The 13,983-nt window shown below is 71.2% G+C and carries 13 protein-coding genes; 6 read left to right on the top strand and 7 right to left on the bottom strand.

The annotated features are described in order from the left end of the window. Window positions 1-372: 372 nt before the first annotated feature. Window positions 373-1,761 carry a glycoside hydrolase family 16 protein gene (locus tag J2S41_RS19930; RefSeq protein WP_310369411.1) on the top strand — a complete coding sequence of 463 codons (1,389 nt, stop codon included), beginning with the start codon at window positions 373-375 and terminating at the stop codon, window positions 1,759-1,761. A gap of 400 nt (window positions 1,762-2,161) precedes the next feature. Beyond that, window positions 2,162-2,689: a peptidoglycan-binding domain-containing protein gene (locus J2S41_RS19925; protein WP_310369410.1), complete on the top strand. Its 528-nt coding sequence runs from the start codon at window positions 2,162-2,164 to the stop codon at window positions 2,687-2,689. 770 nt (window positions 2,690-3,459) lie between these two features. Here the strand turns inward: J2S41_RS19925 and J2S41_RS19920 are convergent. The 4 genes from J2S41_RS19920 to J2S41_RS19905 form a co-directional block, all read right to left on the bottom strand. Further along, complete coding sequence (locus J2S41_RS19920) at window positions 3,460-4,611, bottom strand: mannosyltransferase family protein (RefSeq protein WP_310369409.1); 1,152 nt, start codon at window positions 4,609-4,611, stop codon at window positions 3,460-3,462. Continuing rightward, window positions 4,608-5,207 (bottom strand): glycosyltransferase, encoded by a 600-nt coding sequence (locus tag J2S41_RS19915; protein WP_310369408.1) that lies wholly within the window; start codon window positions 5,205-5,207, stop codon window positions 4,608-4,610. Before J2S41_RS19915 ends, J2S41_RS19920 begins: the two co-directional genes overlap by 4 nt. Window positions 5,208-5,622: 415 nt before the next feature. After that, window positions 5,623-6,168, bottom strand: coding sequence for a helix-turn-helix domain-containing protein (locus tag J2S41_RS19910; RefSeq protein WP_310369407.1), 546 nt, complete (start codon window positions 6,166-6,168; stop codon window positions 5,623-5,625). Between the two features lie 174 nt (window positions 6,169-6,342). Beyond that, entirely contained in the window at window positions 6,343-6,921 is a 579-nt protein-coding gene (locus tag J2S41_RS19905; protein WP_310369406.1) for a TetR/AcrR family transcriptional regulator, read from the bottom strand. A 287-nt stretch (window positions 6,922-7,208) separates the two neighbouring features. Between J2S41_RS19905 and J2S41_RS39855 the strand changes: the two genes are divergently transcribed. Next, window positions 7,209-7,406 (top strand): DsbA family oxidoreductase, encoded by a 198-nt coding sequence (locus J2S41_RS39855; RefSeq protein WP_374728257.1) that lies wholly within the window; start codon window positions 7,209-7,211, stop codon window positions 7,404-7,406. 142 nt (window positions 7,407-7,548) lie between these two features. On the opposite strand, the gene J2S41_RS19900 is transcribed toward J2S41_RS39855, so the two are convergent. Continuing rightward, entirely contained in the window at window positions 7,549-8,505 is a 957-nt protein-coding gene (locus J2S41_RS19900; RefSeq protein WP_310369405.1) for an AraC-like ligand-binding domain-containing protein, read from the bottom strand. Window positions 8,506-8,677: 172 nt separating this feature from the next. On the opposite strand from J2S41_RS19900, the gene J2S41_RS19895 reads away from it, so the two are divergent. Next, window positions 8,678-9,067 carry a hypothetical protein gene (locus J2S41_RS19895; protein ID WP_310369404.1) on the top strand — a complete coding sequence of 130 codons (390 nt, stop codon included), beginning with the start codon at window positions 8,678-8,680 and terminating at the stop codon, window positions 9,065-9,067. A gap of 397 nt (window positions 9,068-9,464) precedes the next feature. Here J2S41_RS19895 and J2S41_RS19890 read toward each other — a convergent pair whose 3' ends face one another. Then, window positions 9,465-10,682 (bottom strand): MFS transporter, encoded by a 1,218-nt coding sequence (locus tag J2S41_RS19890; RefSeq protein WP_310369403.1) that lies wholly within the window; start codon window positions 10,680-10,682, stop codon window positions 9,465-9,467. Between the two features lie 91 nt (window positions 10,683-10,773). Between J2S41_RS19890 and J2S41_RS19885 the strand changes: the two genes are divergently transcribed. Both J2S41_RS19885 and J2S41_RS19880 read left to right on the top strand, forming a co-directional pair. Continuing rightward, on the top strand, window positions 10,774-11,373 hold the full coding sequence (locus J2S41_RS19885; RefSeq protein ID WP_310369402.1) for a TetR/AcrR family transcriptional regulator: 600 nt from the start codon (window positions 10,774-10,776) through the stop codon (window positions 11,371-11,373). 241 nt (window positions 11,374-11,614) lie between these two features. Further along, on the top strand, window positions 11,615-12,769 hold the full coding sequence (locus J2S41_RS19880; protein ID WP_310369401.1) for a hypothetical protein: 1,155 nt from the start codon (window positions 11,615-11,617) through the stop codon (window positions 12,767-12,769). Between the two features lie 99 nt (window positions 12,770-12,868). Here the strand turns inward: J2S41_RS19880 and J2S41_RS19875 are convergent, their stop codons facing one another. Continuing rightward, window positions 12,869-13,816 carry a methionyl-tRNA formyltransferase gene (locus J2S41_RS19875; RefSeq protein ID WP_310369400.1) on the bottom strand — a complete coding sequence of 316 codons (948 nt, stop codon included), beginning with the start codon at window positions 13,814-13,816 and terminating at the stop codon, window positions 12,869-12,871. Between the last annotated feature and the right edge of the window lie 167 nt (window positions 13,817-13,983).

Below are 13,983 nucleotides of genomic sequence, written 5' to 3'. Positions count from 1 at the left end.
GCTACGACGGCAGGCGGCGGTGCGGACCAGCGCACGTCAGCAAGGCCCTGGGTTGGTACGCCATGCCGGTGCTACGGCCGGCCGGTGGCCAGGCGGCGCGGTCGATTCACGTACGTAGCCGACAGGGGCATGGCAGGCGCTCGTACGCCGCGATCAGCCGACGCTCTACACCCGCGAGGTGGCGGTGGAAACGTTCGTGTATCCGTGGAAAACGAATGGGCGGATATTCGGGCCGCGGAGGCAAATTTGGTGTGTATCCGTTGCGGTTCGGTGCCGTGCTCATACAATCTCCAGTCGCCCCGATAGGGCCTGCATAGCGCTGAGCGCTTCTGTTGCTCCCTATCGAAGGTGCTGATACCGCTGCGTTCCCTGATGAGCTGGACCCGACGCGACCGCCGGACCCTGACCGCCCGACATGCCGCTCTGACCGCGACGCTCGCCGTCGCCGCCACGCTCGTCCTCCCGGGGATGCCCTCCGCCCAGGCCGCCACCGTTGAGGCCGTTCTGGACGGCACCGTCGCCGGCGTGAATCACGGCTGGACCGCGGCTTCCGCCGCCGGAACAGTCGCGCTGCGCCGGGTGACCGACGTCAGCGGCCCGTTCCCCGCCAAGACCGCCATGGAAATCTCCCGCGCCGGTGGGTCGGGCAGTTGGGCGCTGGCGCTGGCGCCGCTGCGGAACCCGGTCTCTTTTTTCACCGTCGGCAAGACCTACCGGATGCAGGCTTGGGTTCGTGACTCCCGCGGCAGTAACCAGTCGATCGGCATTCTGCTGGCCAACGGCAACTACGCGCACCGTCCCGCCGACGCCGCCGTGTACGGCACATACACCGACACGTCGTGGCACCTGATCACCCGCACCTTTGTCGCAACCGCCGCCGCGCACGCCGACACCGCCGTCTACCTGGCCCTGCCGGCCTCGGGCGCGTTCCGGTTCCAGGTCACCGGCCTGACCGTGCGGGAGCACGTCGCGGCCATGCCGGCCAAGGCCGCCCCGAAGCCGGACCGGGTGATCTCCTTCGCCGGCAAGGCCGGCACCGCCCCGTCCGCCTCGGTCTGGAACCACGAGACCGGCGGCAACGGCTGGGGCAACCGGGAACTGCAGACCTACACCACCAGCACCGCCAACTCCTACCTCGACGGCGCCGGCCGGCTAGCGATCACCGCCCGCCGCCAGACCGTCAAGGGCACCGACGGGATCACCCGCGACTTCACCAGCGCCCGCCTGACTACCCAGGGCAAGGTGACGATCAAGCCAGGCTCCTACGTGGAGAGCGCCATCATCGCTCCGGTCGGCACCGGCGTGTGGCCCGCCTTCTGGCTGCTCGGCGCCAACGTCAAGCAGGTGGGCTGGCCGGCCGCCGGCGAACTCGACATCCTCGAGGGCAAGGGCGCCACCCCGACCATCGCCCACACCGCCATGCACATGTCCAAGATCGGCGCCCCGGACACCGACCTGCCCTACGGCTGGGGCGACGCCGGCGGCACCACCGACCTCGGCGTCCCGCTCGACTCCAAGGCCCACCGCTACGGCGTGTACTTCGACAAGCACGTCGTCCGCTTCTACATCGACCGCAAGCCCACCATGACCTTCTGGGCCTCCGACGCCGCCGCGTCCGGCCGGACCTGGCCGTTCGGCAACGAGGCCTTCATCGTCCTCAACGTCGCGATGGCCTCCAGCGCCGTCCCGGCCCGATCCGCGGCGATCCGGACCATGACCATCGGAGACATCAGCATCTACCAGGGCGGCACCCCGTTCTGACCGCACCCGGCGACGGGCCCGAACGGATGAGTCCGGGCCCGTCGCCGGAGGTGATCCCACCCCGCCGGGCTGCTACGGCCGAAGCGTGCTCCGCGATCCGTAATGGTGGTGGCGACGCCAGAGTTGTCCGGAGTTGTTTGTCTGACGACCCTGAGCAGGGCCCAGACAACTCGGATGTCGCTAGACAGGAACCGCGACGACGGCGTTCGAGAGCAGAGGGGGGCTCACATGCTGAGGAGCAGACGCCGGGCCGCGGGAGCGTTCGGCCTGCGGGCCGTCCTCGAGGTGGTCGTCGCCCTGGTTCCCCCCAGCCGGGCACGGGCGTCCAGCCCGGCCGGATGGCGGGAATGGGATCGCACCGGGATCGAGCGGTAACCAGAGGATGCCATCGCATTCGTCCGTGGCCGATGGTGTCACCGCGCTCGACGACCCCCGGCGGAAGCCCACGGAGATCGCACCACGTCAGGAGAAGGCAATGTCGATGCGCTCAACAATCCGCAGGTCCGCCGCGGTGGCGGCGTTCGCGCTGGCCATGACCGGGGTGGCGGCGGCGCCGGCTGCCGCGGCCGAGATCGACTGCGACAGCTTCACCAGCCTGCGCCACGCCGGCACCGGCTACTACACGCACGTGCCGTCGCTCGGGTCGGGCTCCGGGAACTTCAACTGCGTCCTGGCCAAGGGCAGCCGGAACATCGGGGTGAAGGCGCTTCAGGAGAGCCTGAACCACTGCTTCGGCCGGTCGCTTGCCCCGGACGGCCAATTCGGCACCCTGACCGAGGCAGCCGTGCGCTACGCCCAAGGCCAGCTCGGGGGCCTGTCGGTGGACGGCCGGTACGGGCCGAGGACCAGCGCGGCCTTCCGGTTCGCGCTCTACGACCACAACAACGGCGGCAGGCTGGTCACCGGTCTTCCGTGCGTAGGCCGATAACGCCACGCCGGCAGGCGGCGGGGGCACCGCCGGTCGGTGCCGCCGCCCACCGGATCAGCGGGCTGGTCGGCGGCGCCGCCGCTGATCTTGCGTCCCACGTGCCGGGAGCCACGAAAACGGCGACCGGCCAGCCGGCCGCCCTGAGGAAGCCGTCGCAGGTAAAGCCCTAGATCAACTGCTTACCGTTGTTCTTAGTCTGGAAAATACGGGCAACCCGATCGGGGGATGAGCGGGTCGGTCACGGGACCCCTCCATGGTTCGCACGTCAGCTGGTCTGACGCGTCAGGTCCGGTATGACGCGTCAGACCTAGCCTGGCGCATACCACCGCATGATGCCCTTTTCGGGCGGCTGCGGCGCGCGCATCGCCATCCCCTCGGTCGCCAGCGCACCGATCGCGTTGGTCCACGACCAGGCGGTCCCGGCCACGAACCGCATCGAGGTGCCTGCGGTCCTGCCGCGTACGTCCGCGAGCGGGGCGCCGGGAATCCGCTACCGCGGCGGCGCCTGACCGTCCGGGACTTGCCGCGGAGCTGGTTGCGCCAGGAAGTCCTCCACGGCGGCGCGCCACTCGGCCGGGCTGTCCAGGTGGACGTCGTGGCCGGCGCCCGAGATCCGCGCCCGAGCGTTCGACGCTCATGCCGCTCACGCCTGTCGGGGCCGCGCCGAGCCCGACTCAGCCACTACAAACGCCGAGGCCATGCACTCAGCCGACAGCCGATGAGGTGCTGGTGGAGTCGTCGACGCCCGGCCGGGATGCCCGTGACTCGGCTCAGGCGATCAGGTACGTGCCGGTCATGAAGATCATCAGTAGTACGGCGTGCAGCGTCATGCCGACGGTGAGCACGAGCCGGTCGACCAGCCGCCAGGTGCCCATCCGGGCCAGCACCAGGACGATCGCCACCGCCTCCATCGCGTATCGCGGCGCCGACTGCAACGCCCGGCCGCCCACCTCCGTCGACAGCACCAGGAGCAGGCACAGCGCCGAGTACGCCACCAGATAGAACTGGTCGGGCCGGAACCGGAACCGGCCCATCACGCACAGGACCAGCAGTACCATGGCGACCAGCATCGAGCCTGCGTCGATGATCGTGCCCAGGGTCCGCGGGCCCAGCCACCCGTCCCACTGCCCGGCCGCGACCAGCCACGCCCCACCCGGGAGGGTGTACCGGCGGTTCCACTCGTCCTGGGCGATGCTGAACGCCAGCGGGCTGCCCATCTCCTGCCAGCAGTACAGGCTGTAGGCGGCCACGCCCAGTGGCACCAGCGCGATCCCCAGCACGTCCGGCCGGATCCGGCGCGGTCGCCAGCCGGTCTGACGCAGATACTCGATCGCCAGCGGCAGCACAAGCAGGACGCCGAACAGCCGGGTGGCGGACGACAACGCGCCGAGGCTGCCGGCCAGCCACCAGTGGCCGTGGCGGGCGGCGTAGAGGGCGCCGATCGACAGCAGCAGGAACAGCGACTCGTTGTAGCCGATGAACAGGAAGAAGCCCATCGGGGACGCGGTCAGGTACCAGACCGCCCGGTGAGCTGTCTCCGGGTCGATCTCGTGGGCGGCCAGCCGGTGCAGCAAGGCCAGCGCGCCGATCGCGGTGACGTTGGCGACGACCGATGCGCTGATCAGGACACCGCCCGGCAGGAACGGGTCGGCGAGCCGGATCAGCAGCGGATACAACGGGAAGAAAGCCGGGTAGCCCGGCCCGTCCGCCGGATAACCCTCCTCGGCGATGCGTACGTAATGCAGCGCGTCCCACTGGGTCCAGTTCAGCACGGTTGTCGGGCTCAGCGCCGTGACCGCGAGACGGACGGCGGTAGCGGCCAGCCATGCGGCGAACGCCGTGAGGAACGCGGCCCGCCATGGCGAACCGGCGCCGGCCGGCGCCCGGTCCACGACGGGAACGGCGATGGCGAGTTGCGTCACCGGTTCGCCGCCATCTCCGAGCCGGAGGCGACCACGTACGCGGTCCTGCCCTGGAGAGTGGTGAAGATCAGGCGGTAGACCGGCAGGTGCTCCCGCGGACCGGTGAGCGCGTCCACCGCCCGGCGGTCGAGCAGCCGGAAGTCTCCGGCGCCGACCAGGCGACGGACGAGCCGGTGGTACAGCCCGCCGGTCCAGCGCTTGAACCGGGTGTCACTGCTGCGGTCCGCCCGTATGCCGGGCACCACGTCGCGCCCGGACACGTGGCCGAGCCGTAGCATCGTGGCGACGGTCTCCGACGGATTCTGGCGGCCGGCGTCGACGCTGGCCACGTATTCACCGCGGGCGCGGTGCGGGCCGGCGGTGAGCGCCTTCGGGTGTCCGTTGTCGCGCCGGAGCCGGGCGACCCGCAGCCGCGGCCATCGGTGGCGCATCCCCTCCAGGACGAGCGGCGTGGCGTCCCGGCTGCCGTCATCCGCGGCGAGCACCTCGTACGACGCCGCGAACACGTCGAGGACCGGCCGGAGCCGGTTCTCGAACAGCGGCAGCACGTCCTCTTCGCTGAACACCGGCACGTCGCCGGAGGGCACGATCGACATAGCCCGGCACGGTAGGGAAATGCTGATAAGCGCCGGATAAGCAGACTCGCGGAACCCCCGACGGCTGCGGTCCCCTCGTTGAGGCTGGCGGCCGGGCGCAGCGCGCAAGCCGACTTCGCTCGCCGTCTACGCGGCGACGCCGATCCGGCATGTTTTCGGGCCGACCAGGGCTTCGCCGGAGAACTTGTCGCACACCACGATCGAGATCGTCCGCAACCCCACTGATCAGTGTGGCTTCGCCGTCCACCCCCCCCGGGCGGGTGGTTGGTCGAGCGGACCCTGGCCTGGCTGACCGCCTGCCGGCCCGCGACTACGAATCTTGTGGCCGACCCGAAGGCCGGCAGGTGTTGATCTGCACGCGCCCCAGGTTTTCCGCATCGTGCGGCGGACGCCAAGGAATGTCCCGATCCGCACATCAGGCGGGCGCGGCCCGTACCGTGATGGACGGCCGTTCGCCCTGGCGTCCGAACAGGACGACCATCTCCAGCGGCGCCGCGGTGGCGTTGCTCATCCAGTGCGGCACGCGGGTGTCGAACTCCGCGGACTCCCCGTCGCGCAGCCGCAGGTCGCGGTCGCCGAGCACGAGCCGGAGCGTGCCGCCGAGCACGTGCAGCCACTGGAATCCCTCGTGCCCGCACGGCGCCGGCTCGTTCGGACCGGCCAAGCCGGGCGCGGTCACCCGGTAGGCCTGGATGCCGCCCGGGCGCCGGTTCAGCGGCAGGTACGTCGCGCCGTGCCGGTGCAGCCCGGGCCGGTCCGCCGGCCCGGGCGAAGGTGAGGCGAGCTCGTCGAGCGTGACGCCGTACAGGCGGGCCAGCGGGACGAGCTGGTCCAGCGTGGGCCGCAGCCGCCCGGTCTCCAGGCGGGAGAGCGTGCTGTGTGCGATGCCCGCGTAGCGCGCGGCCGACGTGAGCGTCAGGCCGGCCGCCGTGCGCAGCTCACGCAGCCGTGGACCGATCACGACGCGATCGTACGCCGCGCGACATGATCCTCGTCGGTGGCGCCGACGTCTACCCGGGCGAGATGGAAGCGGCGATGGCCGAGCACTCGGCTCCTGCGTCATCGGCCTGCTCCACGACCACCCGGGAGGCCGGGCGCGGATTCCTCGCCCGTGCGTGAGCGCCGGAACCGCCCGTCAAGCCTCCGGGAATCGGATGCCCTCCAAGGCCAGATTCAGGAGGCGGCGCGCCGCGTCCGCCGCATCGGTGCTTCCCTCGGTGACCAGCGACACGGCGTTGACGAGCATGAGCAGGTCGAGGATTGAAATGTCGCCCCGGACGGCGCCGGTGCGCTGAGCCTTCGCCAGCAGTGCGCCGCCGACCGTCGCGAGCATCGTTTCGCAACTCCCATCGGAACTCGGCGCGCTCTGGTTCGGATCCAGCACCAGGGAGCGGGCCATGCCCCGCGTGGTGGCGCCGAAGACCGTGAGGTCGGTGAGCCATTCGCGCAGCGCGGAATGCGCTTCGTCGGTTTCGGTCAGGAGCCGTCCGCGAGCGCACAGGGCCTCGACCCGGTCGTGGAACACGGCCTGGAGAAGCTCGCGCCGCGACGGGAAGTGCCGGTGCAGGGTCGCCGACCCCACCCCGGCACGGCGTGCGATCTCCTCCAGCGACGCCTCCGCCCCGTGATCGGCGACCTCGACCTCGGCGGCACGCAGGATCCGGTCGTAGTTCCGCCGGGCGTCGGCGCGTCTGGGCGGCACGGATACCGACACGACAAGACTCCTCCCGAGCGGCGAACGGGGTAGGCCCCCAGCTTAGCGTTGACAACTGGGGTGGCCCTCCATATCTTAAGCGGTGTACCACCCCATTTTTCGGAAGGGTCATCATGGCGGACACGAGGCGGGCTTGGCCTACGAGCCGTTCCGGATACGGCCGACCAACTCGCACCTGGCCCTGCAACTGTTGCATCATGCCGAGGCGGTCGGGATGCGCGACGCGATGAGCAAACGCCTCTACGCGGCGTACTTCGCCGAGGGCCGTCACGTAGGACGGGTCGGGTCTGGACGCCGGTCCGGCCGGCGACGCGCTCACCAGCGGTGAGTGCGCCGCCGCCGTGGACCACGACCAGACCCGGGCACGCGCGCTGGGTGCGAAAGCCGTCCCGTTTCACGTCATCGATGGCCGGTACCGTATATCCGGCGCACAGTCGACCGAGGTCTTCGTCGACATCCTTCGCCGCGTCGCCTCGGAACGATGACCGTTCCGATCTGGGCCTGCCCCGTTTGGACGGACATCCAAGATCAGGGGACCTGGGGGCTCCGGTGATCCTTGCCGGTCCGTTGGTCGCCGGAGACGCCCGTCGCGTCATGGACGTCTGCCGTGCCCGCGCCGGCGGCAGGTCAGGCGCTGTTGCGGTAGTCGCGTGGTGGTACGCCGGTCTGGCGGTGGAAGGCGCGGCTGAAGTCGGCCGGGCGGGGGAAACCCCAGCGGCGGGCGATGGCGGCGATGGTGAGGTGGCCGAGGCGCGGGTCGGCCAGGTCGCGGCGGGCCTGGTCCAGGCGGCGGGTCCGGATGTGGCCGGCGACGCTGACCGGGTGGTGCTGCTGGAAGATCCGGTGCAGGTAGCGCGCGGAGATCCGGTGAGCTAGGGCGATGGTGACCGGGCTCAGGTCCGGATCGTGCAGATTCTGCTCGATGAAGGCGACGATGCGCAGGTAGAGGGTGCGGGTGGGGGAGCACAGCGGCGGGTTGTCCCGCTCCAGGTGGTGCGCCAGCACGGCGGTGGTCAGGTCCACCGCGATGGTCTCGAGGCGCAGGGCGTCGCGTTCGGTGCAGCGGGTGCGGCCGTCGGCCATCGAGGCGAGGAATGTGGCCAGCAGGCGGCCGATTCCCTCGGCGCCGGGTAGCGAGACGGCGCAGAGCCCGGCCACCTGTTTGGCGGGCAGCGGCAGCATGCGCTTGCCGAACTGCAGCACCACCGACTCCGCGCGCGAGTCTGCGCTGACCACCGCCTCGAACGGCCGGGAACTGTCGTAGATCACCAGGTCGCCGCAGCCGAGCAGGGCGCTGGCGTCGTTCTGCGCGACGCCCTGCCGGCCGGCCCGGATGAGGCCGACCTGGTAGTACTCCGGGTCGGACCGGCGGATCTCGCGCGGCGTCCGCCGGGCCGCCAGCGCCGTGTAGGCCAGCGAGGTGATCTGCGCGCCGCCGAGCGGCACCGCGCGGAGGTGGGCGGAGAACGCCTCGGGTTCGGGACAGTCGATCGCCGTCGGCGCCAGCGAGGCGGCGGTGATCTCCCGCCAGGCCTCCAGGCGGTCCTGCGGGGCGATCGTGGCGCTGTCGAACACAGTGAGCATGGCTCCCGGCCTCCTCGACACGCCCCCACCGTAGCCAGGCCCATCAATGTGCGCGGAGTGCGTAGGGCTGTGCGCCCGGTGCTAACGACAACGGCGCCGCGCGGTCCGAGACTTGTGGCACGGAAGGACCGGCCGGTCATCCACTCGACACCACAAACCGGGGGAGAAGAGCATGAAGGTTGAAGCTATGCGGAAATCGTTCAGTCGGTCACTGGCCGCCGCCTTCTTGGCGGCTGTCGTGTCCGCCGTCGGTGTCGTGGCCGCTCCGGCCGCGGCCCAGGCGCACCCAGGATGGGCCACCTGCCTTGAACTGAGCAACGGTCACCTGTGTGCCCGCGGTGTCGACAACGGTCAATCCACGGACATCATGTACGACAAGACCGGCGGAAGTGAGATCACGGCACGCTTTTATCTGGTCTGGAAAGTCAACGGATCCAGGGTTTACGACAACGGCTCGTGGATGTTGTACCGCGGAGTTCGATCGTTCGTCTTCAGCGGCGCCCGATTCGTGGACTACCGCAGATGCATGGAGGTCCAGGGGCAGGGAAGCTTCTGCGTCTGAGTCGGTAGCGAGCAGCCACCGCGGGATCTCAGCAGGGATGCCGCGGTGGCTGCGGCCGGCCGCGCCGCTGACCGCGCTCTCGCAGCGAAGAGGAGGGCTGCACCCGGGCGCCACGCTGTATTGCCCGCACGTCGCCAACGGCGGATGGAAGCTTGCCGGGATATCGTCGGATCAGCGGGCCCGAGCGGAACTACCTTCTGCAATAAGGTGCAGCATGACTGTTGTCTTCGACGGCCAGCTCGGCGAAGCCGGCTCGGACGCATGGGTCACCTCCGGTGCGGCCGTGACCGGCGCGGGACGGTCGAGCGGGTAGTCGGTGAGCGGCTCGGTCACGGCGACGACCGCGTGGCGCTCGGGCGCCAGGGGAAGACCGGCGAGCCGGGCCGCGGTATCCCTGTCATGGGCGTGCTCCGATCGGGGTGGTACGGGTGCGCAGCGTGGAGATCAGGCCGGCCAGGCTGAGCAGCGCGACCACCGTGCCGTAGCCGGCGGCGGTGGGCAGCAGCCCGCCGCGGGCTACGGCCAGTCCGGCGCCGACGGCCGGCACGCTCATCGCCAGGTAGCTGATGACGTAGAAGGTGGCCATCAGGCCGGCGCGTTCGGCCGGGGCGGCCAGCGGGGCGATGGTGCGGACCGCGCCGAGGAAGCCGGTTCCGAAGCCGGCGCCGGAGACGATCGTGCCCGCCAGCAGCAGCGGGAAGGAGCCGGTCAGCACGGCCGCGACCGAGATCGCGGACCCGGCGGTGAGGGCGGCCGCGCCGATCAGCAGGATGCGTCCGGCCGGCTGGTGGTGCAGGCCGAGCACCGCGGCCGCGCCGGCGCCGAGCAGGGCGAAGGTGGTCAGGCCGCCGGTCAGCGGCGAGTCCAGGCCGCTCAGTGCGCGGGCCAGCGACGGGCCGAGGGAGAGCGTGAAGCCGCCGAGCGCCCAGACCGCGACCTCGACCGGCGTCACCCGCAGCAGCGCGGAGCGGGCCGTGGCGGGCACCGCGAACCGGGGACGCAGCGAGGCGAGCGCGCCGGGCCGCCGGGGCGAGCGGTCGGGGGTGCGGGCCACCACGGCGGCCTGCACGGCCAGGACGGCGAGCAGCACCAGGTAGACCAACTGGCGCGGGGCGGGGGCGTACGTCACGAGCAGACCCGTGCCGAGCGCGCCGACGGCCAGCCCGGCGATCGGCGCGACGCTGTTGACCAGGGCCCCGCGGACCTGGTCGGCATCGACGATGGCGGCGGCCAGTGCGCCGGTGGCGGCACCGGTCGCCAGGCCCTGCACGATCCGGGCGGCGAACAGTGCGGGGGTGCCGTCGGCGACGGCGAACGTGGCCAGCGCGACGGCTTCGACGGCCATGGCGGCCAGCACGACCGCGCGGCGACCGAGATGGTCGGAGAGCGCGCCGGTGGCGACCAGGGTCAGCAGCAGAGGCGCCGCGTACGCGGCGAAGACGGCCGTCAGCGTGGTGGGCGCGAAGTGCCAGGCGCGCTGATATTCGGCGTAGAGCGGGGTGGGTGCGCTCGCCGCGGCCATGAAGGTCAGCACGACGGTGGCGTAGCCGGTGAGGGCGCGCCGGTCGGTGCCGGGTGAGGGCGTGGCCCGGGTGGGGCTGGATGTCGTGGACACGGTCCTCCTCCGACGAAAAAGCTAAAACTTTGCGTTAGTACGGTAGCGACGCCGGTTCGTTAACGCAACTTCTGTGCTTTAAGGTGGTGTGGTGACCACCCGACCCCGTCCCGGCGGCCGCAGCGCCCGCGTGCAGGAGTCCGTTCACCGAGCCGTCGAGGAGCTTCTGGCCACTGGCGGGCGCGAGGCGCTGAGCGTGCCGGCGATCGCGCAGCGGGCCGGCGTCACCCCGTCGACCATCTACCGCCGCTGGGGTGACCTGCACGACCTGCTCGCCGACGTGGCCGTGCGCCGGCTTCGCCCGGACACCGGGCCGGCCGACCACGGCACGCTCCGCGCCGACCTGCGGGCCTGGTCGCAGCAGTACGCCGAGGAGATGTCCTCCCGCCCCGGGCGGGAGCTGGTGCGTGACGTGCTCTGCGCGCCGGAGTCCGGCGAGGGGAACGAGCGGCGAGGCCGATGCACGGCCTACGCCCGTGAGCAGATCGAGGAGATCCTCGCCCGGGCGCGCGGCCGCGACGAACCGGTGCCGCCGGCCGGCCTGGTCGTGGACCGGGTGGTGGCGCCCATCATCTACCGGGTGCTCTTCGCCGCCGACGGTGCCTCCGCCGCGTACGCGACCGAACTCGTCGACGACCTGCTGGACTGGGTCGCCGGGGGCCGGCCTAGCACCGCGACGGCGGTTGGGTGAGTGCGTAGCCTCGGCGTCCGTAGTGGCCGCGGCGGGCGCCAGCGTGACCACCACCGGCTGTGTGCGGGCTGGTGATGGCCGACGAGGATGCCCGGCCGGCGTCCCACCGCGCGACTACCGGTACACCTTGCGTCACCGTCGGCCGTAGGGCCGGAAAGAACACAGAGGACGGTGCAACTTTTCGGCTGTCCGGAGCATCACACAGAGATCACGTACCGAGGTGATGATGTGGAGCTGCTCGATGAGACTCGAAACAACCCCGTGGCGGCCGCTGGCCCTGACGATCGCGGCGCTCGCGTTGTCGGCCGTGGCGGCCGTGCAGACCGCGGGCCCGGCCGTCGCCGCCGCACCGGTCGGCGTGCCCGCCGGGATGGACGCCGGAATCGCCGTCTACGACCGGGCCACCGGCCGGTTCACCCACCGGGCGCAGGCGACCAAGCCGTTCCGCTCGGCGTCGCTGGTGAAGCTGCTGATCGCGCTCGACCTCACCTGGGCACCGGCCGGGCCGCTCACCGTGGCCGACCGGGCCCGGCTGGACCTGATGCTGCGCGGCAGTGACGACGCCGCGGCCACGGAGTTCTGGACCCGCAACGGCGAAGGCGCCATCGTCGAACGGATGGCCTCCCGGCTCGGACTGCGCCACACCACACCGCCTCCGGACGGGTACGGCTGGGGCTCGACCGGGGTCAGCGCCGAGGACCTGGTGCGCGTCTACCGGTACGTGCTGGACACCGCCCCGGCCGGCGTACGTGAACTGATCATGGGCAACCTGTCGGCCGCGACGACGTGCGCCGTCGACGGTTTCGACCAGTCGTTCGGTATCCGGTCGGCCTTCACCGGCCCGACCGCGGTCAAGCAGGGCTGGACGCTCTTCGGCTCGGCACCCCGCAACCCCTGCGTGCCGGCCGCCTCGGCGCGGGCCGCGGCGAGCACGCCGGCCCGGGAGATCGACTACTCCAGCGGCGCGCTGCACACCACCGGCACGGTCGGCGCCCGCCACCGCGTGATCGTGGTCGCGTTGAGCACGCACCGGCCCGGCACCAGCTTCGCGCAGGCCGGGTACGCGCTGACCAACGTCGTACGCCGGCTGCCCGTTCCCGGCGCGCGCCTCGCGCCGCCACCGCGGCAGCCCGAGCGGGGCATCTTCTTCGGCACCTGGGACAGCGAGGTGGGCGTGTATGCCGCACCCACCCTGTCGTCCGCCCGGGTCGGCACGGTGCCGAGCTACCAGGAGGTGCGCGTCGCCTGCCAGCTGCGGGGTGAACTGGTCGAGCAGTACGGCTTGAGCAACGACTGGTGGACCTACCTGCCGGAACTCGGCGGCTACATGCCCAACATCTTCTTCGACTGGGCGGACAACGAGCTGCCGGCCGACGTGGTGCCGCTCTGCGGCTGAGGACCCGGCCGGCGGTGTACCGGCCGGAGTCCGCCCACGGAACCGCCCGCCCTGCCGGATCGGCGGGGCGGGCGGCGGAAGGCCGGGAGCAGGCGGGCGTCAGGGCTGGTTGGTCAGGTATCCGCCCATGGCGGTGAAGTAGTCGTGGGCGGCCAGTTCGGTGCCGTCGTCGGTGCGGACCCGGGTGATCAGCAGGGCGTGGTTGCGTCCGTATCGTGCGTCCGCGCCGGCGACGATCGCGACGCCGTCGCCCTCGCGGTAGAAGATGCGGCCGGGGGTGCCGCCGTAGATGTTCGCCGAGACTTCGGCGGAGAGGATCTCCAGCCGGCGGCCGCGGTGGTAGGTGTAGGCGCTCGGGTACGGGTACGACTGGGCGCGGACGAGCCGGTCGAGGTCCTCCGCCGGCCAGTTCCAGTCGATGCGGCAGTCCTCGTCGGCGCGCTTGTGGAAGAAGCTCGCCTTGGACCGGTCCTGCTTGACCCAGTCGGTGCGGCCGGAGGCGATCAGGGCCAGTCCGTCCACGGTGATCGGGCCGAACAGGTCGAGGGTGGCGTGGAACAGCTCGGTGGTGGTGGCGCGGGGGCCGACCGGGACCGAGCGCTGCAGGACGATGTCGCCGGCGTCGAGGGTCTCGTCCATCATGTGCGCGGTCACGCCGACCTCCTTCTCGCCGTTGATCAGAGCCCAGATCAGCGGTGAGAAGCCGGCGTAGGCCGGCAGCAGCGAGTCGTGCACGTTGAGGGTGCCGAGCCGGGGCAGGGTGAAGATGCGCGGCGGGATCCAGGTGCGCCAGTTGGTGGCGACGATGACGTCGGGGTCGGCGGCGCGCAGCCGCTCGAGGAGCTCGTCGTCGTCGGGGCGGTTGCGCAGCAGCACCGGCACGTCGTGCTTCTCGGCCAGGTCGGCGACCGAGTCGTCCCAGATCTTCTCGTAGGCGTGGTCGCTCTTGGGGTGGGTGACGACCAGCGTCACCTCGTGTTCGGAGTCGAGCAGCGCCTGCAGGGTGCGGTGACCCCAGGTCTGGTATCCGAACATGGTTACCCGCATGGGCGATGTCCTCCTTGTGCCGCGGTTCCGCCTGGACGGCGCGGTGCGCACGGCCGAGCCGGGGTGTTCACGATAGATGCGGATCGTACTATAGTTAGCCTAGCCTAACTAAGGCCTCGCGGGGTTTCACGTGCTTGCATCCCGCACAGGTGTTCTCCGTTTCCGTA

The organism is Catenuloplanes atrovinosus (assembly GCF_031458235.1).
Taxonomy (GTDB): Bacteria; Actinomycetota; Actinomycetes; order Mycobacteriales; family Micromonosporaceae; genus Catenuloplanes; species Catenuloplanes atrovinosus.
This window is presented reverse-complemented; position numbering and strand designations above follow the sequence as displayed.